Here is a 19,338-nt window from a genome sequence, read left to right on the forward strand (position 1 = left end):
ACGCACAATGACGAGCACACGCTTACGCACAACACTTGCCGCCATCTGCGCGGCCGTCCTCGCGGCACTCGGAGTCGTTGCCGCGCCAAGCGCGGGGGCGCAGCAGCGCAACATGGTGATCTTCGGTGACTCCGTCATCGCGGACCCGAGTGGCCCGCAGTGGGCGGCCGGCAAGCTTGGGCTCGACCCGCGCGGCTCATCCTCGGTGACCACGTGGTGCCCGACCTCGCCGACCAGCTGGGGCAAACAGGCCGCGGCCCGCCTCGGCCTGCCTGCCTGGGATTACTCCTGCACCGGCACCGTCTCGATCCAGAAGGGCCCGCAGTTTTCCTCGCAGGTCACCCGCGCCGTGCGCGACCGTGGGCTCAACCGCAATACCGCCCGCGTGATCATCTCCACCGGGTTCAACGACACCTACCACAATGACGGCCGCAATCGCGCCGCTTTCCGACGCGACTTTGTCGCCGCCATGGTGCCGCAGATCAACCGCATCCGCGCCGCCGCCCCGAACGCGCGCATCCAGATTGTGGGCTACCCCAAGATCACGCAGGGCGACAAGGTTTGCCTCTTCCATATCGCGCCGAACGTGTCGGATACGACCCCGTTCGCCGCGGTGCAGGAGTGGGAGGACTCCGCGCAGTGGGCCCAGGTGGACCTGGCACGCGCAACCGGCATTGAGTTTTTGGACTTGAAGCCTTCGACCTGGCACAACAACATGTGCGCGCCCGATAATAAGCGCATGTGGGCCGGCCTGGTGGACTTCTACGGCGGGCCGGGCAACCTGCCTATCCACGTCAACCAGCGCGGCCACGCGCACGTCGCCCGCGTTATCGCCGCATCCTAATTACGGACATGACCACCGCTGCGGCAGAGCACACCGCAGCGAAGCCGAAGAGATAGACGGCGACCATATTCGGCCCGCCTTCGCTGAACCAGTTCAAGCCCGCATTAGCGAGGACGATCAAGAACAAACCTGCGTTGATGCGGGCTGTGCGCTCGAGCCTGCGTTTCGGCCGCGCCGGGAGGCTGTGCGCGTAGCGCTTCGGATCGCCGAACTCTTCTTCCACGCTTGTGCCGTTTTCTGCGGCGAACGCATGTGCCTCCGCGATGGTCTCGCGGATCTCGCGCTCGTGGTACTCGCCGCGGGCCCGCAGCTCACCCGCGACCGTGGTGTCCCAGTCGCCACGGGGCGTGTGTTCTTCTGGGCCCTGTTTCTTCCACGGTAGGAAGAACGCCGCGGCCGCAAAGATGAGCGCGAGGATGAGGCCCCACTCGTTGCCGAACGGCAGGCCAAACTTGTCCAGCGCCATGATGGCCCACGCGCCGAGCAGGCTGATCGCCACGAGCGGGATAGCGGAGAGGGCACCGGCCTTCCACTTCGCCATGCGGGTGTAGAGATTCCAGTAGGTGGCCAGCGTGACGCTCAACCCGAACGCGAGGATCGCTGGGGTGACCACCATGCCGAGGGAGACATCGTCATTCCAGGTGACAACGGTGAGCCCGAGGGCGAAGCCAGCTGCGGCCACGAAGAAGATCCATGTAAGGCGTGGCGGGCGCGCCCTCTCTTCGCCAACGAATGGGTCTGTGCCTCCGTGCGCGAGCTCGTCGCGTACTTCGGCGGCGTGCTGCTCAGCCCACTCGTCGGCTGTGCCGAAAGCGGCCTCGGGGGTGAGTCCGTCGGCTTGCGCGTGCGTTTCGGCGTCACCTGCGGCACGTTCCGCGGCGTCGCGGGAAAAGCCGTGGTTGAGGGTCAGTACGAGGGTTGCGCGGTCGGTCCAACGGCTCATTTCGTGTCCTTTCGGGTAGCGGGGTCGTTAAAAAGCGAAGCACGGAGCTGGTCGAGCTGTGCGCTGTGGGTAGCGAGCTCAGCCTCGCCCTCGGCGGTAATCGCGTAGGTTTTTCGGCCCGGGCCGCTCTCGCTTTGGGTCCAGTGGGCCTGGATGAGTCCGGCGTCCTCGAGCTTGCCGAGCACGGGATAGAGGGAGCCGCCCTTTGGCCTGCCGAAGCCGAGCGACTCGAGCGATTGCGCGATGGCGTAGCCGTGCGCGGGGCCGTCGCGAAGGCGGCGCAGCACCGCGGTTGGCATGAACGCGCGGATCCACGGTTGGGGGAATGTCATGTACCTAAGTATGAAGCGTATCTAGATATGCGTCAAGAGTTGGTACGGTGGGGGAGTATGGCTGCACAAAAAGTTCAAGGAGTAATTGCCCGCGAGAAGGGCGCAGACGTCGAGGTCACCACCATCGTCATCCCCGAGCCGGGGCCCAACGATGTGGTGGTGAAAGTCCAGGCCACAGGCGTATGCCACACCGACCTGGCCTACCGCGACGGCGATATCGAGGACGCGTACCCATTTCTGCTCGGCCACGAGACGGCCGGCGTGGTCGACTCGGTCGGCGCGGACGTCACCCACGTCGCCCCCGGCGACTTCGTCGTGCTGAACTGGCGCGCGGTGTGCGGCGAGTGCCGCGCCTGCCGCAAGGGGGACACGAAGAACTGCTTTAACACCCACAACGCTTCCAAGGGCATGACCTTGGAGGACGGCACGGAGCTCACCCCGGCGCTGGGCATCGGTTCCTTCGCGGAGAAGACCCTGGTCCACGAGCTGCAGTGCACCAAGGTGAACCCGGACGAGGACCCGGCCGCTGCGGGCCTGCTCGGCTGCGGCATCATGGCCGGCCTCGGCGCCGCCGTGAACACGGGCGAGGTCCAGCGCGGCGATTCCGTCGCCGTCTTCGGCCTGGGCGGCGTTGGCCTGGCCGCCGTCGCTGGCGCGGCGCTCGCGGGCGCGACCACGATCATCGCCGTCGACCTCGACCAGCGTAAGTGCGATGCCGCCACCGAAACCTTCGGCGCCACCCACGCGATCTGCTCGAAGGGTTTGAGTGAGCAGGAGGTTATCGACAAGGTGCGCGAGCTTAGCGACGGCTTCGGCACCGACGTCGCCATCGACGCCGTCGGCATCCAGCCCACCTGGCGCCAGGCCTTCTACTCGCGCGACCTGGCAGGCCGCATGGTCATGGTGGGTGTGCCCAACCAGACCGACCACATCGACGTGCCCGCCATCGACGTTTACGGCCGCGGCGGCTCGATTAAGCCGGCCTGGTACGGCGACTGCCTCCCGGAGCGCGACTTCCCCACCTACGTCGACCTGCACCTGCAGGGCCGCTTCCCGCTCGGCGAGTTCGTCTCCGAGCGCATCGGTATCAACGACGTGGAGGATTCTTTTGCCAAGATGAAGCGCGGCGACGTGCTGCGCAGCGTCGTCGAGTTCTAGCCCACCCAACCCCGAAAGGACCACCATGACTTTCCGCGTAGATAACGTTGTCACCTCTGGCCTGTTCAAGCTCGACGGCGGTGAGTGGGAGGTGGACAACAACGTCTGGATCGTCGGTGACGACAGCGAGGTCTACATCATCGACGCCGCCCATGACGCCAAGGCGATCGCCGCCGCGGTGGGGAACCGCCGCGTCAAGGGCATCATCGCCACCCACGGCCACTCCGACCACATCGACGCCGCGCCCGAGCTTTCCCGCCTGGTCAACGCGCCGGTCTACCTGCACCCCACCGACGGCTTTTTGTGGCAGCGCGAGAACCCTAACGCGCACTATGAGCAGCTTCTCGACGGCGCGACGTTCAACATCGCGGGCACCGACCTCAAGGTCTTGTCTACCCCGGGCCACTCGCCCGGCTCCGTGGTGATCTATGCGCCCGAGGCAGGCGAGCTCTTCTCCGGCGACACCCTTTTCCAGGGTGGGCCGGGCGCAACGGGACGCTCCTTCTCCTCCTTCGACACCATCATCCACTCGCTGCAGACCTCCGTACTGGACCTGCCTGCGGAGACTGTGGTGCGTACCGGCCACGGTGACCACACCACCATCGGTGACGAGGCACCGCACCTGGAGGAGTGGATCCGCCGCGGCTACTAGGGCTGCGGTTGAGAAGCCTCCCTCGTCTGCCATCTTGGCAGGGCGAGCGGGGCTAGCGCCTCTCGTGAAAGCCAAGACACAACCGGTACCGCTACCGCGTCGCCAAAACCGTAGTGGACCTGGGACTCACGCAGGCCACTGAGGTTGTACCACCCGGCACCCATGAGGCGTGCGTACTCGAGTCCGGTCATCCAGCGAACTCGGATCTGGCCGTGCCCCATGACCGCCACCGCCTGCTTCGATGAACCGCCGCGCGCTGTGCGCAAGCAACCCGCGATGTCTTCAGCGCGCATTTCCCAGGTGGGAACGCCGTTGCGGGTTCTCCGGTAGGCAGTACGCTCGCGCGTTGATAAACCCATCTGCGCGGAGCCGCTGTGTTGGCGACATGGAGCTGATGAAAGCCTCGGTACGCTGGCTGTCCCACCACCGCGGATCGTCGTCTGCAAGATGCTCGATCTCGCTGCTGAACCCGTCTTTGCGGGGAGCAGCGATAGTTGGGAACGGAAACTTGAAGGTGCGCAGGTCATCTTCCTGGTGCACCCACGCCACAGCATCCGGACGCAGCGCCGTGTCGTCTTTACCGCCGTCAAGCGGCTGTTTCGCACCAATAAGGAAGAGTCTTGGACGGGACTGCGGGACAAACCTGCGTGCGTCGATGGTGACGACATCCACCGCGTATCCGAGTTCGTTGAATTCTCGGATTGCGGCGCGAAGATCGTCGCCACCGTGGGAGGACGCCAGGCCAACGACATTCTCTAAGACCGCGACGTTTGGTCTGCGGTCTTTCATTCCGCGAAGGACGTTGGTGAAACCAAAGAACGCAGATGATTCCCGACCACTGATCCCATTCCGCTTCCCAGCCAGCGAGAGATCCGTGCAGGGAGATGAGGACCAGGCAATGTCTGCGGTTGGCACCTGGTCTGGGTCAACATCGAATACGTTCTCCAGAACGAAGTCATCGTCACCCCACTGGCCCGAGTACATGGCGAACTTGTTCTTGTCGTAATCGTTCGCCCAGACCGTCGAGATTCCTGCGTCAGCCAGCCCAGCCCGCGCGAGACCGATGCCAGCGAAAAACTCAATCGCGGTCAGCTGGTCGGTAGAGGGGACGGGGTGCAAATGCGACATAGGAGACTCGCCCTAGGACCCTACGCCCCGGCCTTCTCCAGCTCGGCGTCGATGACCTCGGCGAATTTCTCATACGGCAGCGCGCCCTCGAGTACCTGGCCGTTGATGGAGAAGCTCGGGGTGGCGTTGAAACCGGCCTGCTGGGCGAGCTGGTTCGCCTCGGTGAGCGCCTGGTCGTACTTGTCGCTTTCCATATCCGCGCGGAATTGCTCGAGATCCGGCACGCCTGCTTCTACTGCAAAGCCGGCCAGCTCGTCGAGGCTGAAGTCCGGGTGGCCGTCTACCTTGGAAGCAGCCGCCACGTAGGCTTCCTGGAACTCGAAGAACTTGCCCTGGTCGGCGGCGGCGCGGCCCGCGCGTGCGCCGTTGAGTGCGCTTTGGCCGTTGATGACAAAGTCGTTCATCTCGTAGCGCACCTTGCCGGTCTCCACGTACTGCTTCACAATCTCCGGCATCGTCTCCGTCGCGAAGCGCATGCAGTAGGGGCAGGCCCAGTCGGAGAATTCGGAGATGACGACGGGCGCGTCGACGCTACCAAGTGCCATCGGGTCATCCGCTTCTCGACGAGCAACCTCCACCTTCGCTTCCTTCTCACCCGCGGCTTCGCCCGCGGCCGGTGCCTGCTGCGTCTCAGTCGCCGCCGGCGGGGTAGCGCTCTGGCTACCAAGCACGTAGCCGCCTACGCCCGTACCGAGTGCCAGCACGGCGGTAAAGGCCCACATCAGCGGCGGGATGTTCGTATCGCTCACGCGGAATTACTCCTTGCTTGTTTTGTCTGTGATGCCAAGCGTATCTTCCGGGCACACCGCGTTTTGCAAGGCCACCGCCCGCGCCAGGCGCGCGTAGCGCAGCTCCTGCTCGCGGAAGCGCGTCCATGTGGAGATGGTGGTGAAGAAGAACGCGAAGATCAGTGCGTAGAGCATGAGATCTGTGCCGCGCGAGACGCCAAGCCAGTTGGCCAGGATAGTCACATCGTCGGGGCGCAGAATCGCCCAGATCGCCGCGAACACGAGCACGACGAACCCGAGCTTGACCCACGCTTTCGCGTTCGCCTTCTTACGGTGGGTGAAGAAGTAGATGGCCAGCACCAGGGTGGCCAGGATGAGGAAGAACTGGATCACGGTAGCCTCCTTGCCACGATGCCGTCGGCGAGGATATTCACGCCGTTGATCAGGGATTGGCCCTTGCTCATGGAGTACTCCGTGTACAGAATGTCCACCGGCTCTTCGGCGACCCGCCAGCCGTGCTCATCGATCATGGTGACGATCTCGGAGGCGTGCGACATCCCGTTCATCCGGATGTTCATCTCGCCTGCCACCTTGGCGTTGAAGGCGCGCAGCCCGTTGTGCGCGTCCGTCAATCCCAGCCGGCGGGTGCGCGGGGAGAGGAACACGACGGTCTTCAGCACGACCCGCTTGATCCACGGCACCTGCGTGTCTTCCTGCCCGGCGAAGCGGGTGCCCACCACGATGTCGATGGGCTCGGTGCGCAGCCGGTGGATCATGCGCTTGACGTCTTTGACCTGGTGTTGGCCGTCGGCGTCGAAGGTGACGAAGTACTTCGCGCCGGGCTGGGCGCGGGCGTACTCCACGCCCGTCTGGATCGCGGCACCCTGACCCAGGTTCACCGGGTGGTTGACCAGGTGCGCACCCGCGGCGTGGATGGCTTGTGCGGAATTGTCGCGGGAGCCGTCGTTGACCGCCACGATGTTGGGGAAGGTCTCCCGTGCGCTCGCCAGCACCTCTTGGATGACTTGCCCCTCGTTGTAACAGGGGACGATCAGCCAGGTGTCTTCAAAAGACTCCTGGCCTGCATCCGGGAAAGCGTTACGAGAAACATTCATAGCGTGCAATAGGTTACCGCGCGCGGTGGAAAAGCAGGGCGTACACGCGTGTGAGCAACCTGTGAGGAAGCAGACGGTACGCGCTGCGGATGACAAAATTAGCTGCCGCGCGTGGCCGCGAGATCAAGCCGTAGCGCACAAGACGGCGCTGCATCTCGGCTTCTGCCGCGAACATGACTCGCCCGGTGCGGCGAGAGAACTGCGCCGGGGTGACCCGGAAGTAGGTGAGCGCCTCCGGCAGGTTACGCAGCTGCCATCCGGCGGCCACCAACCGTGCGTACAGGTCGTAGTCCTCCATAAAGTGCACGTCCTGGTAGCCGCCGACCTCCCGCACCGCGGCTGTCCGCAGCATAACGGAAGGGTTGTTAATCGGAGAGTTCATCTTCACATAGTCGGAAGGATCCTCCGGCAGCGCGCGTACCGCCTCCCGGTCGCCGGGCACTTCGGCAAACTCCTCGACCGCCGTGCCGAGTGCGCCGACTGCGGGGTGGGCCTCCAGAAACGCCAGCTGGGCAGCGAATCGCTCCGGTTTCGCCGCGTCGTCGCTGTCCAACCGAGCCACGTAGTCCGCGGTAATCGTTTCCAACCCCGCCTGCGACGCAGGACCGGACCCAACATTGTTGGGCAAGGCGATGATCCGCGCGCCGGCCTCCTCTGCAGCATGACGCACCGCATCCGCGACGGGGCCGTCGAGCACTACCACCAGGTCATCCGCGGGCCGGGTTTGCGCAAGCAGCGAGTGCAGCGCGGTGGAAAACTCGGCGGCGTCGGTGCGGTGATATGCAGTGATTAAAGCGGCGAGCGTGGGCATACCGGCTGAGTCTAGTCCCGCGCCGCATCCAACAGGTAGCGCCCGTAGCCCGACTTCAGCGTGGCGCGGCCAAGCTCTTCGAGCGCCTCGCGCGAGATGAAGCCCTCCCGGTAGGCGGCCACCTCGGGCGAGCCGATGATGGTGCCGGTGCGCTTCTGTATGACCTCCACGTACGCGCTGGCCTCGCTCATGGAATCGATCGTGCCGGTGTCTAACCACACGTCCCCGCGGTGCAGGCGGTGGACCTTCAGCGCGCCCTCGCGCAGGTAGGCCTCATTGATACTGGTGATTTCCAGCTCGCCGCGCGCGCTCGGGGTGATCTGCTTAGCAATGTCCACGACGCGGTTGTCGTAGAAGTACAGGCCCACCACCGCGAAGTTGGACTTCGGGTGCGCGGGCTTCTCCTCAATCGACAGGGCCGTGCCGTTGGCGTCGAAATCGACCACGCCGTAGCGCTGCGGGTCGGAGACTTCGTAGGCGAAAATCGCGCCGCCGTTCACGTCGCGCGTTTCGCCCAGGATGCGGGTCAGCTGCGCGCCTTCAAAAATGTTGTCGCCGAGCACGAGCGCGACCGAGTCGTCGCCGATGAAGTCCTCGCCGATGATGAAAGCCTGCGCGAGTCCATCCGGGGAGGGCTGGACGGCGTAGCTGAGCATGATGCCGAAACGCGAGCCGTCGCCAAGCAGGCGCTTGAACGCGCCCGCATCCTCCGGGGTGGTGATGATGAGGATCTCCCGGATACCCGCGCTGATCAGGGTGGTCAGCGGGTAATAGATCATCGGCTTGTCGTAAATGGGCATGAGCTGCTTCGATATGCCCTGCGTGATCGGGTACAGCCGCGTGCCGGACCCGCCGGCCAAGATGATGCCTCGCATGCGTCCCAGACTAGCTGGTCGTTTTAGCCCTGGGACATCTCCTTGAGGAAGTCCTCGAACGTGTAGCGGCCCGCCGCGATCTCGCGCACGTCGAACTTCACGGCCAGGCTGAGCACCGTGGTCAGCACACCGAGCACCAGCAGTGCGATCTGCGGCTTGCTGATATTGGAGAAGTCGCCGCTGGACAGCGCCAACATGATGTCAGGTGCCGCGGTCGTGCTTGTCGACGTCGTAGGCGTCACCGTCGGCGTCACCGTCACGGTCACCGTGGGCGTGGGCGTTGCAGTGCCAGTCGCAGTGCCCGTCGCCGTTGTCGTCTCGCTCGCCTTTTCAGGAGCCGCCTGCGCCGGCGCGATCACGCACGCGGCGCCGAGAGCAGCGGTGGTGGCAACAGCCGCAAAAAACTTCTTCGACATTGGTGGCTCCTTTAATGTTTCTGGCAGCGAAGCAAGTACAGGGTCTAAACCTAGTGCATCGCAAGGTGCAGGGCGAGTGCTGCGCGCCAATTCATCGGCGCAAACCCGGTCGCCTTGATCTTGTCCAAGCTCAGCGTGGACTCCGCCGGGCGTGGTGCCTCGGGCCCGTTGAGCTCGGCGTACTGCGCGGTGGTCACCGGGTGGACCTCGGAAGGGGCGTGGCCGACCCCGATGAACACGGCCATGGCGATCTCGTCGCGGCCTACGGCATCCCCGTCTGAGGTGAGGTTGTAGACCCCGTACTCGGCCTTGGTGCGCAGCAGGTGCGCGATGCCCTTGGCCAGGTCCTCTGCGTAGGTGGGCCGCCCGCGCTGGTCCATGATCACCTTCGGCTCCACCCCGCGCGCGGCGAGGCCCGCCATGGTGGACATGAAGTTGTTGCCCTCGCCGAAGACCCAGGCGGTGCGCACCACGTAGTGCTTGCGCGCCACCTGCGCCGCCGTATCGCCCGCGGCTTTCGACGCCCCGTAGGCCGACAGCGGCGACGGCAGCTCCGCCTCATCGTGGACCTCGTTGGTGCCGTCGAAGATGTAGTCGCTGGAGACGTGCACGAGCGTCAGATCATGTGCGTTGCAGATCGCCGCCAGGCGCGCTGGGGCCTCGGCATTGACCGCCCAGGCGGTCGCCCGGTCGTTCTCGGCACCGTTGACGTCGTTGTAGGCCGCGCAGTTGATCACCGCCCAGTACTGGGAAAAGTCCAGCTCCGGTATGTCGGTGAGGTCGAACTCTGCGCGGGTGAAGAAGTCGGCTTCCTCGGCACTGTAGATCTGCTTGAGCGCCCGGCCCAGCTGGCCGTTCGCGCCGGTGATGAGGATTTTGCGGGGAGGGACTGGCGTGGCGTCGGCAAGCGCAGGGTGCGCCTTGTCCGCCTCGGAGAGTTCAGTGGGTTGCAGCGGCCACTCGATCTCCTGGTAGGAGCAAAACGCGTACGACCCGTCCGGGTTGTAGCGCTGATTGACCAGGTAGATGTAGGAGGTGTCGTCCTCGAGCGCCTGGAAGCCGTTGGCCACCCCGCGCGGGACAAACACCGCCGTGTCCGGGCCGACCTCCAGGCCAAAAGTCTTGCCATAGGTGGGCGAGCCTTCTCGCATATCCACCCACGCGGCGTAGACGCGGCCCGTGGCTACCGAGACCCACTTGTCCCAGGGCTCGGCGTGCATCCCGCGGGTCGCGCCGCGCCGGGCGTTGAGGCTCACGTTCTGCTGCGCGGGCACAAGCGCCTGGCCGGCCCAGTTCTCCTTGAACCAGCCGCGGTTGTCCTCGTGGACGCGCAGCGAGTGGATTTGCAGGCCTTCAATCGGGGTGTCAACCATGCGGGTCAGTCTACTGGCCGCGCGCCGCGTAGCCCGCCTCTACCTCGGCCTTGTCGCCCGCCCACCAGGACTCGTGGTCGCGGTACCACTCGATGGTCTGCTTGAGGCCGGTCCGCAGGTCCGTGTAGCGCGGGGCCCAGCCCAGCTCGTTGCACAGCTTGGTGGCGTCCATGGTGTAGCGCTGGTCGTGGCCGGGTCGGTCCGCCACGTGCTCGTAAGCGCCGCCCATCAGCTCGCAGATTTCCTCGATGACGTGCTTGTTCGTCACGTGGACGGCGTCTGCGCCGGTGTGCGCCCCGATGTTGTAGGTCTCGCCGATCGCGCCGCGTGCAAGGATCGTGAGCACCGCGTCGTTGTGGTCGTCCACGTGGATCCAGTCGCGCACTTGCGCGCCAGTGCCGTAGAGCTTGGCGGGCTGCCCTTGAAGCAGGTTGGTGATCTGGCGGGGGATGAATTTTTCCACGTGCTGGTAGGGCCCGTAGTTGTTGGAGCAGTTCGAAATCGTCGCGTTGATGCCGAAGGAGCGGACCCAGGCGCGCACGAGGTGGTCAGAGCCGGCCTTGGTGGCCGAGTACGGCGAGGACGGATTGTACGCAGTGGTCTCAGTAAAGGCGTCCTTAGCGCCGAGGGCTAGGTCGCCGAAGACCTCGTCGGTGGAGATGTGGTGCAGGCGCACGTCGTGTGCGCGCACCGCCTCGAGCAGCGCATAGGTGCCGAGCAGGTTGGTATGCACGAAGGAGGAGGGGTCGCGCAGCGAGTTGTCGTTGTGGGATTCGGCCGCGAAGTGCACCACGGTGTCCGCGCGGGCCATAAGCTTATCGACGAGCACCGCATCCGCCACATCGCCCTGCACAAACTCCACGTCGCAACCGTCAAGGCTGGCGCGGTTGCCCGCATAGGTGAGCTTGTCCAGCACAATCACTTTGCCCACCGTGCCACGGGAGAGCACCATGCGCACGAAGTTGGATCCGATGAACCCGGCACCGCCGGTGACCAGCATTGTTTCCATGGGGGTCTACTTTACCGCCCGGCGCAGGCCGGCGATATGCACCAGCGAACCCGCGGCCGGCCCCAAGAAAAGGGCAGTGCTTACCGACGCCACGTGGCCGCCTGCGGCCGCCGGCGCCCCAAACACGATGCCGAAAGCAACGACAGTTGCGGTGAGCCAGCCGGCCACGTACCAGCCGTGGCGCTCCAGGGCGAGTACAGCCACCCCGGTAATCATCAGCGCGCCCATCCAGGCGGACGCGAAGGTAAGTACGCCGAGGGTGAGCCCGCTCATGGCGTACTCGGGGGAAAAGAGTAGCCGCAGAATCAGCGGGCCGAGGGCCCAGGCGGCAACGAACCCGACCGCGCCGAGCGCGAGCACCGCGGCGATCGGCATAGCCAGCGCTGCGTAGATGCGGTCGCGGTGCTCGACGAAGCGGACCACGAGTGCGGACTGGAAGCGCTGCAGCGGCACGAGCACCGGTGCGCGCGTGAGGATCACCGCGTTGATCAGCGCAGCGACCGGCGCGGCTGGGAAGGCGGCGTTGATCACGGCCGGGAAACCCGTGATCAGCACGGCCGAGGCCCCGGAGGCCACCATCGCGCTGAGCATGCGGCGCACGAACATCCCGTGGTTCACATCCACCGGCACGTGCAGGTGCTCGCGGCGCAGCAGGACAAGCCAGCTGGCCGCGCCGATGACGGTGATGACGAGGAAGACGGTGACTCCCCAGCCAGCCGCCCAGGCCGCCACAGCAAGTACCAGGCGCACGCCGGAATCCAGGGCGAAGAGGCCGGCGTAGCGATCCCAGGCCTGCATGCCGGAGAGGATGCCCGCCAGCACAGCCTGGAAGGCGTAGCTGGCCAGACCGATCGTCATGAGCGCGGTGGCGGTACCGGGGGACTGCGGTACGACCAACCCCATGAGCAGCACCCCGCCGAGGGCGACGACGATCAGCACGATCGCGGCTAGGCGTGCGCCGATGCGCCAGGGGTTCGCCGCGCCCAGCTTCTTCGTCTCGCGGGCGGAGGCGACTGCGCGGGTGGTCTCGTGCGTGATGCCGTCGATAAGCCCGGTGCCCGCGAAGAACACACTCCAGAACGCGGCGAAGTAGCGGTAGCCGGTCTCCGCGTCGAGTGCGCGGGCGGCGACCCACAGGACGACGAAGCCGCTGATCGCGGCGAAGATCGTCGCCAGCGTCAGGTTCCTCACTTTTTAGACTCCGCGGCAGTGTCGCCGATCTTCTCCTCGAGCCAGGCGTAGATCATGGCTTCCACGCGCGCGACCTGCGCATTATCGGCAGCGCCGGCGTGGCCGCCTGCGGTGTTTTCAAAGTAGTCCACCGGCTGGCCCGCCTCCCACAGCGCGAGCGCGAAGGTGCGCGCGTGCGCGGGGTGGACCCTATCGTCGCGGGTCGAGGTGGTCACCAGCGCCGGCGGGTACGCGGGCGTGCTGGCCACGTTCTGCAGCGGCGACCAGGTCTCGATGAAGGCGCGCTGCGCCGGGTCGTCCGGGTCGCCGTACTCGGCCATCCAGGACGCACCCGCGGAAAGCGTGTGGTAGCGCAGCATATCCGTCAGCGGCACCTGCACTACGGCCGCGCCGAAGCACTGCGGGTACTGCGTGAGCGCCCCGGAGGTGAGCAGCCCGCCGTTGGAACCGCCGCGGATGGCGATCTGCGCAGGTGTTGCGTAGCCGCGCGCCACGAGATCCTCGAGTACGGCGCGGTGGTCCTCCCACACCTTGTGGCGGTGCTCCTTGACCGCTTGCGAGTGCCAGTGCGGGCCGAACTCGCCGCCGCCGCGCAGGTTGGGCTGGACGTAGAAGTAGCCCTTGGACAGCCAGGCGATCCCGCGCAGGTTGGAAAAACCGGGGGTGAGTGAGACCTCGAAGCCGCCGTAGCCGCCCACCAGCGTCGGGCGCGCACCACGCGAGAAGTCACCGGTGATGTAGTAGGGGATCTTCGTCCCGTCCGCCGAGGTCGCCCAGTGCTGGCGGGTGGTCAGTCCCGCGGTGTCGAAGAGGGCGGGGGCGTGCTTGATTTCGGTGGGCGTGGCGTCGAGAAGCAAAAGCGTGCTCGGCGTGGTGAAGCTGGCGACGTTGAGCCAGACCTCATCGCCGTCGAGCGGGCTGGTGGCGACGATCGACGCGGTCGCCGCCTCGGGCAGGGCCACCTCGGTGCGCTCCCACGTGCCGAGGGTGAAGCGTGAGATGCGCGTGGCGACGTTTTCCAGCGTGGTGACGTAGATGCCGGTGGCGGTCACCGAGAGATCTTCGACCGCAGCATCGCTCACGAGCAGCGTGAACTCGCGCGCGCCTTTGAGAAAAGCGTTGAGCTCGATCACGGCGAGCGCCCCGGCCGGGACCGTCTGCTCGCCCGCGGTGTAGTCCGTGCGCGGCAGGATGAATAGCCACTGTTTGTAGGGCACCGCGGTGCAGTCGGTCGGCAGGTCGAGCTCGACGCCGTCGACCCAGGTCCGCGAGGTGTAAAAGTCCAGCGCGCGGGTGCAGATGGTGTGCTCGAACCCCGGGGTGGGGTCGAAGTGCGCGCCCACGGCCACGTCGGACGGCTCGCCGCGGAAGATCTCCTCGGCCTGACCAAGGTCGGTGCCGCGGTGCCAGCGCCGCACCTGTGCCGGGTAGCCCGACTGGGTGAGCGAGTCTTCGCCCAGGTCGGTGCCCACCAGCAGCGTGTCGCGGTCGACCCAGCTCACGTCCGTTTTCGCTTCGGGGAGGTAAAAGCCCCCGTCGACGAAGGCGCGGCGGGCCAGGTCGAATTCGCGGATGACCACGGCGTCGGCACCGCCGCGCGAGAGACGCAGCAGTGCGCGGTCGTGCTCCAGCGGCAGGACGGTCGCGCCCTTCCACACCCAGTCTTCGCCCTCGGCCTGGGCCAGGGTATCGACGCTGACCAACACTTCCCACTGCGGCTCATCCGAGCGGTACTCGTCCAAGGTGGTGCGACGCCACACGCCGCGCGGGTTATCGGCGTCGCGCCAGTAGTTGTAGAGGTACTCGCCGCGGCGCACCACGTACGGGATGCGGTCGCTGGTATCGAGCGCGGCGCGCAGGCGCGAGCGCAGCTCGGCGGTGTCGGGGCTCTCGAGTGCGTCCTCGGTGGCGCGCGACCACGCGGTGGCCCAGTCGAGCGCCTCGGAGCCCGTGATGTCGTCTAAAAGGTGCGGGTCAATGGGGCGCATTTACATCCCAAAGGCCGGGGCGATCGTGGTGAACCAGGCCTTCTTGATGTCCTGGCGCCAGTAGCCCCACGAGTGCGTCCCCGCGTTGCGGAACTCGTAGTGCGCCGGGATGTTCAATCCCTCCAGCTTGGCGCGCAGGTCGTGCGAGCACTGGTTGATCGCGGCCTCAATCGCGCCGCCTTCCACCTGCAGGGTGGTGGCGGCGATACCGGCGGCGACCTCCGGCACGCCTGCCTCGCCGACCAGGTAGCTGACCTGGTCCTGACGTCCGGCAAGGCCGGTAGACGTAGAGATGTACAGCTTGGTGCCGCGCAGGCGCTCCGCATTGAGCAGCGCGTCGTTCCAACGGTTCTTCGGCCCACCCATCGGACCCCACATCTGCTCCGGGGTGATCTGCTGGAAGTTCGGCACGTGCGAAGCGCGGTTGACGGTGACACGCCCGTAGTTGTAGCCGTGCGGCGAGGACGTCGAGGCGCACCCGGAGAAGGAAGCGGCCGCATCATAAAAGCCTGGGCGGTGCTCCGGGAGCACCAGGGAGGTAGTGCCGGACATGGAGAAACCAACGATGGCGCGGCGGTTATCCGCGTTCAAGGTGCGTTCGATCGGGCCCGGCAGCTCCTTGGTCAGGAAAGTCTCCCACTTCTGCGGGCCCTTGAGGTAGCGGCCCTGCGGGTTGGGATCTACCCAATCCGTGTAATACGAAAACGCGCCGGCCTGGGGGATGACCACGTTGACGCCCTTGCCCGCGAAGAACTCTCGGACTTCAAAAGACTTCAGCCAATCCTGGTCCTGCTCTGCGCCGCCCGCGCCGTTGAGCAGGTAGATGATCGGTGCGTTTGCGACACGCTGGCCCGCTGGGTTGGTAGCCGGGACGACGGCGATGGGGATATCGCGGCGCATCGACGGCGAGTACACCTTGTAGGACAGCACGTTGCGGTGGTCGACCTGCTTGGTCCAGGACTGCGGTTGGTTCAGGTTCAGCGCCAGCGGCGGGTTGCTGCGGGCATCCCACGGCTTGACCACGCCGACCGGGCTGTCACCGGCAACCTGGCCTGCGGTGACGGTGGCGGCGTCGGCGGGGGCTGCCACACCGCAGGTCAGCGCCAGCGTCGAGGCGAGAGCGGCAACTACGCGCTTCATCTTCATCGGTCCGGGTTTCCTTAACTTTTCTGTTCGGGGGAAGTTGGCAAACACCGCTCCGCGCGGCTGTGACGGAAGTTCATCATACGTTACTCGTGGGGCAATTGGGGTTTACGTGTGCGACAATGGGCCGCACAGTTTGTAATATTCGTGCCAGCAAAAGCGAACATAGAGATGTGTGCCTTGCAATCCACTGCAAGTCCTACTGGCACCTGCCCCGAGAAGAGAAAGAGGTCCCTTTTATGAATGGTTTGGAAGCACTCCAGGTTCAGATCAACACCGTGCTCGGCGAGCTCATCCACGTTGGCTCGTCGATGTCGTCGACCATCGCCTACGGCATGGGGATGTTCTAGCCCTTTTTGCGGCGGAGAAAGCGCCCTGGTCGCAGCTTGTCAGTTGCGGCGAGGGCGCTTTACTTTGTCGGGCCGTGTGTTAGGCGTCCGGGAGGAGCGCCGGGCGGATCACGGTCTTCCAGGACTCACGCATGTCCTCCAACCAGGACGGCCAGGAGTGCGTGCCGGTAGCGCGGAAGTTGTAGTGCGCAGGAATGCCCTTGGCGTTGAGCTTGGCGCGCAGGTCGTGCGTGCAGGCATTCATCGCGCCCTCGATCGCGCCGCCTTCAACCAGCAGCGTCATGTGGTTAGAAAACGCCTGGCTGGAGGTCAGCCCGCGCTTGTTCTTCAGGTAGCCGATCATGTCGGTCTCGCTGGTCAGGCCGGTGCCCGAGGAGATGTAGAGCTTGGTGCCGCGCAGGTGCTCGGCCATCACCAGTGCGTCGTTGTAGCGGTTGTACTCCGATCCCATCGGGCCCCACAGCTGATCCGGGGTGATGCCGCCCGCGCGGTTGACGGTCAGGCCCACGAAGAAGGAGGGCAGCGGGGTAGAGGTGGCGGCGCAGCCGGAGAAGGAGCCGACCGCGTCGTAGAAGCCGGGGTTGTGCTCGGCGAGCAGCAGCGAGGAGGTTGCCGACATGGAGAACCCGGACACGGCGCGCTTATCGTTCGCGTTCATGTATGGCTCGATCGACTGCGGCAGCTCCTTGGCCAAGAACGTCGACCACATCTGCTTGCCATTGAGGTAGCGGTTCTTCTCAGGCACGGTGAGCCAGTCCACGTAGTAGGAGAACGCGCCCTCCATCGGGATGACCACGTTCACCGGCTCATTGCCGAGGGTCTTGTAGATCGTGCCCGCGGCCTGCGCCAGCCAGTCGGTGTTCTGCTCGGAGCCGCCAGCGCCGTTGAGGAGGTAGTAGGTCGGCGCGTTGTCGATCGGCTTGCCTGCACTATCGGTCGCGCGGATCATCGCGACCGGGATGTCGCGCTCCATCGACGGCGAGTACACCTCGAGCGCCTCGCCGCCTGGGAACTGCTTGACCTTCTGAATCCAGGACTGCTCCCCGCCGTCGGTCGACGGCAGCGAGCGCGAAAGCGGCTTGACGGTACCCGCAGGGCTCTCCTGTTCCTCCGGCATGTTGGCCAGCTTCTCCGGGTCGGTCTCCGGGCCTGCCAGCGCGTTGTCCAGCACCTCGCCCAGGTCGCCCTCCTCGCCGGTGGGTTTGGACGCACCGATGTCCTCGCCCTCGGGCAGGTCGCTGTCGACGGGCGCATCCACCACGTCGACCTCATCGACCACCTCGACCACCTCGGTGGTGGTGGTGACCACGGGCTCTGCCGCTTCTTCGCTTGCCGACGGCGCGTTGTCGGCCGTGCCTTCAGTCGTGGTCGCGGCCGCAGCTGTCTCGGCTGCGCTTGTGGTGGAGCTGGTCTCCGGCACGGTCGCCTGCGTGGTCGACTGCGCCGCGGCGATGCGGGCGGTCTCCGTGTCAGACGAGTTGCTCGCGGTGAGGTGGACAGTAGTCGGGATCGCGGTTGCAGCGACGGCAAGAGCGGCGACGGCAGCGATCGCCGGGCGCGTCATTTTCACAGGTTGGCTCGCTTTCCTGAGTCTGGTGTGGGGATCGTTAGGGTATATAGTGCCAGATCGCTGAAGCGTTACCCAAGGGTAGCGGGCGTCGGAAAGCGGCGGGGCCGAGGCGAAGTCGGCGCAGGGGCACGCAAAATCGGGGGAGTCGTACCCAAAGTGCGGGAATACACGTATCCTGATGGGCGTGAGTAAAGAACATTTTGACGTTGTTGTCCTCGGCGCGGGCCCCGGTGGCTACGTTGCCGCAATCCGTGCAGCTCAGCTGGGTAAAAAGGTTGCAGTTGTAGAGAAGCAGTACTGGGGCGGTGTGTGCCTGAACGTGGGCTGCATCCCGTCCAAGGCGTTGATTAAGAACGCCGAGGTTGCTGAAATTTTCAACCACGATGCCAAGACGTTCGGCATTAAGGGCGATGTGGAGTTTGATTACGAAGACGCCCACAAGCGCTCCCGCCAGGTCTCCAAGAAGATCGTCGGCGGCGTGCATTACCTGATGAAGAAGAACAAGATCACCGAGGTCAACGGTCTTGGCTCCTTCAAGGATGCGAACACGATCGAGATCACCGAGGGTGACGATAAGGGTAAGGTCGTCACCTTCGACGATTGCATTATCGCTACCGGTTCCGTCGTGCGCACCCTGCCGGGCATTGAGCTGTCCGAGAACGTGGTGTCCTACGAGGAGCAGATCCTGAATCCGGAGGCTCCGGAGAAGATGGTCATCGTCGGTGCCGGTGCCATCGGTATGGAGTTCGCCTACGTGCTGTCCAACTACGGCGTGGACGTCACGGTGGTGGAGTACATGGACCGCGTCCTGCCGAACGAGGACAAGGACGTGTCCAAGGAGATCGCCAAGAAGTACAAGAAGCTCGGCGTGAAGCTTCTGACCGGCCACGCCACCACCGCGGTGCGCGACAACGGTGACTCCGTTGAGGTCGACATTAAGAAGAACGACTCCGAGAAGGCCGAGACGCTGACCGTGGATCGCGTGATGATCTCCGTCGGCTTCGCCCCGCGCGTTGAGGGCTACGGCCTGGAGAACACCGGCGTGGAGCTGACCGACCGCGGCGCGATCGACATTGATGAGCGCATGCGCACCAACGTCGACCACATCTACGCCATCGGCGACGTGACCGCCAAGCTGCAGCTTGCGCACGTGGCGGAGGCCCAGGGCATCATTGCTGCGGAGACCATCGCTGGTGCGGAAACCCTCGAGATCGAGGACTACATGATGACCCCGCGCGCTACCTTCTGTAACCCGCAGGTCGCCTCCATGGGTTACACCGAGGAGCAGGCGAAGGAGAAGTGGCCGGACCGCGACATCAAGGTCGCAACCTTCCCGTTCACCGCGAACGGCAAGGCGGTCGGTCTGGCCGAGACCGCTGGCTTTGGCAAGCTCGTCGCAGACGCCGAGTTCGGCGAGATCCTCGGCGCACACCTGGTTGGCCCGCACGTCTCTGAGCTGCTGCCGGAAATCACCCTGGCGCAGCGCTTCGACCTCACCGCCGGTGAGATCGCGCGCAACATCCACATCCACCCGACGCTGTCTGAGGTGCTCAAGGAGATCGCGCACGGCGTCGAAGGCCACATGATCAACCTGTAGAAGGCCACGAACGCATCTGAAACTCGCCCCGGTTTTGCCGGGGCGTTTTTCGTATCCCAACAGGCTCGTGGGCGTCGCAAAGCAATGGCTCAACCTCAGGTTGACTCTTAGGGTG

Annotated in this window: 20 protein-coding genes; 4 read left to right on the top strand and 16 right to left on the bottom strand. The window is 65.3% G+C overall.

The features are described 5' to 3' along the window. Positions 1-7 precede the first annotated feature (7 nt). Positions 8-844, top strand: a complete 837-nt coding sequence (locus tag CIMIT_RS01065) for a GDSL-type esterase/lipase family protein (RefSeq protein WP_038587927.1) — start codon at positions 8-10, stop codon at positions 842-844. On the opposite strand, the gene CIMIT_RS01070 is transcribed toward CIMIT_RS01065, so the two are convergent. Further along, positions 828-1,787: a hypothetical protein gene (locus tag CIMIT_RS01070; protein WP_038587930.1), complete on the bottom strand. Its 960-nt coding sequence runs from the start codon at positions 1,785-1,787 to the stop codon at positions 828-830. The two genes, CIMIT_RS01065 and CIMIT_RS01070, sit on opposite strands and share 17 nt — an antisense overlap. Beyond that, a complete protein-coding gene (locus tag CIMIT_RS01075; protein WP_038587933.1) occupies positions 1,784-2,119 on the bottom strand; it encodes a PadR family transcriptional regulator in 336 nt (111 codons plus the stop codon). Before CIMIT_RS01075 ends, CIMIT_RS01070 begins: the two co-directional genes overlap by 4 nt. A gap of 57 nt (positions 2,120-2,176) precedes the next feature. Here CIMIT_RS01075 and CIMIT_RS01080 point away from each other — a divergent pair, with 57 nt between their 5' ends. Further along, on the top strand, positions 2,177-3,277 hold the full coding sequence (locus CIMIT_RS01080) for an S-(hydroxymethyl)mycothiol dehydrogenase (protein ID WP_038587937.1): 1,101 nt from the start codon (positions 2,177-2,179) through the stop codon (positions 3,275-3,277). A 25-nt stretch (positions 3,278-3,302) separates the two neighbouring features. Continuing rightward, the gene (locus tag CIMIT_RS01085; protein ID WP_038587940.1) at positions 3,303-3,929 is read left to right on the top strand and encodes an MBL fold metallo-hydrolase; all 627 of its coding nucleotides are present in this window, start codon (positions 3,303-3,305) and stop codon (positions 3,927-3,929) included. On the opposite strand, the gene CIMIT_RS12855 is transcribed toward CIMIT_RS01085, so the two are convergent. From CIMIT_RS12855 to CIMIT_RS01150, 14 genes are all read right to left on the bottom strand, one after another. Beyond that, positions 3,926-4,222, bottom strand: coding sequence for a DNA cytosine methyltransferase (locus CIMIT_RS12855; protein ID WP_197697011.1), 297 nt, complete (start codon positions 4,220-4,222; stop codon positions 3,926-3,928). The genes CIMIT_RS01085 and CIMIT_RS12855 overlap by 4 nt on opposite strands. After that, a complete protein-coding gene (locus CIMIT_RS01090; RefSeq protein WP_197697012.1) occupies positions 4,212-5,057 on the bottom strand; it encodes a DNA cytosine methyltransferase in 846 nt (281 codons plus the stop codon). Before CIMIT_RS01090 ends, CIMIT_RS12855 begins: the two co-directional genes overlap by 11 nt. A gap of 20 nt (positions 5,058-5,077) precedes the next feature. Beyond that, positions 5,078-5,806, bottom strand: coding sequence for a DsbA family protein (locus tag CIMIT_RS01095; protein WP_051904690.1), 729 nt, complete (start codon positions 5,804-5,806; stop codon positions 5,078-5,080). 6 nt (positions 5,807-5,812) lie between these two features. Then, the gene (locus CIMIT_RS01100; RefSeq protein ID WP_038587944.1) at positions 5,813-6,178 is read right to left on the bottom strand and encodes a DUF2304 domain-containing protein; all 366 of its coding nucleotides are present in this window, start codon (positions 6,176-6,178) and stop codon (positions 5,813-5,815) included. Next, the gene (locus CIMIT_RS01105) at positions 6,175-6,900 is read right to left on the bottom strand and encodes a glycosyltransferase family 2 protein (protein ID WP_038587947.1); all 726 of its coding nucleotides are present in this window, start codon (positions 6,898-6,900) and stop codon (positions 6,175-6,177) included. The genes CIMIT_RS01100 and CIMIT_RS01105 overlap by 4 nt, the downstream gene beginning before the upstream one ends. 13 nt (positions 6,901-6,913) lie before the next feature. Further along, complete coding sequence (locus CIMIT_RS01110) at positions 6,914-7,711, bottom strand: glycosyltransferase (RefSeq protein ID WP_038587950.1); 798 nt, start codon at positions 7,709-7,711, stop codon at positions 6,914-6,916. Between the two features lie 11 nt (positions 7,712-7,722). Then, on the bottom strand, positions 7,723-8,586 hold the full coding sequence (gene rfbA / locus CIMIT_RS01115) for a glucose-1-phosphate thymidylyltransferase RfbA (RefSeq protein WP_038587953.1): 864 nt from the start codon (positions 8,584-8,586) through the stop codon (positions 7,723-7,725). 23 nt (positions 8,587-8,609) lie between these two features. Continuing rightward, positions 8,610-9,002 carry a hypothetical protein gene (locus tag CIMIT_RS01120; RefSeq protein WP_038587956.1) on the bottom strand — a complete coding sequence of 131 codons (393 nt, stop codon included), beginning with the start codon at positions 9,000-9,002 and terminating at the stop codon, positions 8,610-8,612. A 50-nt stretch (positions 9,003-9,052) separates the two neighbouring features. Beyond that, positions 9,053-10,375, bottom strand: coding sequence for a sugar nucleotide-binding protein (locus CIMIT_RS01125; protein WP_038587960.1), 1,323 nt, complete (start codon positions 10,373-10,375; stop codon positions 9,053-9,055). A 10-nt stretch (positions 10,376-10,385) separates the two neighbouring features. After that, positions 10,386-11,384, bottom strand: coding sequence for a dTDP-glucose 4,6-dehydratase (gene rfbB / locus CIMIT_RS01130; protein ID WP_038587963.1), 999 nt, complete (start codon positions 11,382-11,384; stop codon positions 10,386-10,388). A 6-nt stretch (positions 11,385-11,390) separates the two neighbouring features. Beyond that, positions 11,391-12,575 (bottom strand): hypothetical protein, encoded by a 1,185-nt coding sequence (locus tag CIMIT_RS01135; protein ID WP_038587965.1) that lies wholly within the window; start codon positions 12,573-12,575, stop codon positions 11,391-11,393. Further along, on the bottom strand, positions 12,572-14,563 hold the full coding sequence (locus CIMIT_RS01140; protein ID WP_038587968.1) for a prolyl oligopeptidase family serine peptidase: 1,992 nt from the start codon (positions 14,561-14,563) through the stop codon (positions 12,572-12,574). Before CIMIT_RS01140 ends, CIMIT_RS01135 begins: the two co-directional genes overlap by 4 nt. Continuing rightward, complete coding sequence (locus CIMIT_RS01145) at positions 14,564-15,709, bottom strand: alpha/beta hydrolase (protein ID WP_197697013.1); 1,146 nt, start codon at positions 15,707-15,709, stop codon at positions 14,564-14,566. Positions 15,710-16,135: 426 nt separating this feature from the next. Further along, positions 16,136-17,620, bottom strand: a complete 1,485-nt coding sequence (locus CIMIT_RS01150) for an alpha/beta hydrolase (protein ID WP_231910317.1) — start codon at positions 17,618-17,620, stop codon at positions 16,136-16,138. Positions 17,621-17,804: 184 nt separating this feature from the next. On the opposite strand from CIMIT_RS01150, the gene lpdA reads away from it, so the two are divergent. Continuing rightward, positions 17,805-19,223 carry a dihydrolipoyl dehydrogenase gene (lpdA, locus tag CIMIT_RS01155; RefSeq protein WP_038587971.1) on the top strand — a complete coding sequence of 473 codons (1,419 nt, stop codon included), beginning with the start codon at positions 17,805-17,807 and terminating at the stop codon, positions 19,221-19,223. Positions 19,224-19,338: the final 115 nt, after the last annotated feature.

Source organism: Corynebacterium imitans, assembly GCF_000739455.1.
GTDB lineage: Bacteria > Actinomycetota > Actinomycetes > Mycobacteriales > Mycobacteriaceae > Corynebacterium > Corynebacterium imitans.

Coding starts and splice junctions, on each gene's coding strand:
- CIMIT_RS01065 (WP_038587927.1), top strand. CDS start 8: ATGACGAGCACACGCTTACGCACAACACTTGCCGCCATCTGCGCGGCC.
- CIMIT_RS01070 (WP_038587930.1), bottom strand. CDS start 1,787: ATGAGCCGTTGGACCGACCGCGCAACCCTCGTACTGACCCTCAACCAC.
- CIMIT_RS01075 (WP_038587933.1), bottom strand. CDS start 2,119: ATGACATTCCCCCAACCGTGGATCCGCGCGTTCATGCCAACCGCGGTG.
- CIMIT_RS01080 (WP_038587937.1), top strand. CDS start 2,177: ATGGCTGCACAAAAAGTTCAAGGAGTAATTGCCCGCGAGAAGGGCGCA.
- CIMIT_RS01085 (WP_038587940.1), top strand. CDS start 3,303: ATGACTTTCCGCGTAGATAACGTTGTCACCTCTGGCCTGTTCAAGCTC.
- CIMIT_RS12855 (WP_197697011.1), bottom strand. CDS start 4,222: ATGCGCGCTGAAGACATCGCGGGTTGCTTGCGCACAGCGCGCGGCGGT.
- CIMIT_RS01090 (WP_197697012.1), bottom strand. CDS start 5,057: ATGTCGCATTTGCACCCCGTCCCCTCTACCGACCAGCTGACCGCGATT.
- CIMIT_RS01105 (WP_038587947.1), bottom strand. CDS start 6,900: ATGAATGTTTCTCGTAACGCTTTCCCGGATGCAGGCCAGGAGTCTTTT.
- CIMIT_RS01110 (WP_038587950.1), bottom strand. CDS start 7,711: ATGCCCACGCTCGCCGCTTTAATCACTGCATATCACCGCACCGACGCC.
- rfbA (WP_038587953.1), bottom strand. CDS start 8,586: ATGCGAGGCATCATCTTGGCCGGCGGGTCCGGCACGCGGCTGTACCCG.
- CIMIT_RS01120 (WP_038587956.1), bottom strand. CDS start 9,002: ATGTCGAAGAAGTTTTTTGCGGCTGTTGCCACCACCGCTGCTCTCGGC.
- CIMIT_RS01125 (WP_038587960.1), bottom strand. CDS start 10,375: ATGGTTGACACCCCGATTGAAGGCCTGCAAATCCACTCGCTGCGCGTC.
- rfbB (WP_038587963.1), bottom strand. CDS start 11,384: ATGGAAACAATGCTGGTCACCGGCGGTGCCGGGTTCATCGGATCCAAC.
- CIMIT_RS01140 (WP_038587968.1), bottom strand. CDS start 14,563: ATGCGCCCCATTGACCCGCACCTTTTAGACGACATCACGGGCTCCGAG.
- CIMIT_RS01145 (WP_197697013.1), bottom strand. CDS start 15,709: ATGAAGATGAAGCGCGTAGTTGCCGCTCTCGCCTCGACGCTGGCGCTG.
- CIMIT_RS01150 (WP_231910317.1), bottom strand. CDS start 17,620: ATGACGCGCCCGGCGATCGCTGCCGTCGCCGCTCTTGCCGTCGCTGCA.
- lpdA (WP_038587971.1), top strand. CDS start 17,805: ATGGGCGTGAGTAAAGAACATTTTGACGTTGTTGTCCTCGGCGCGGGC.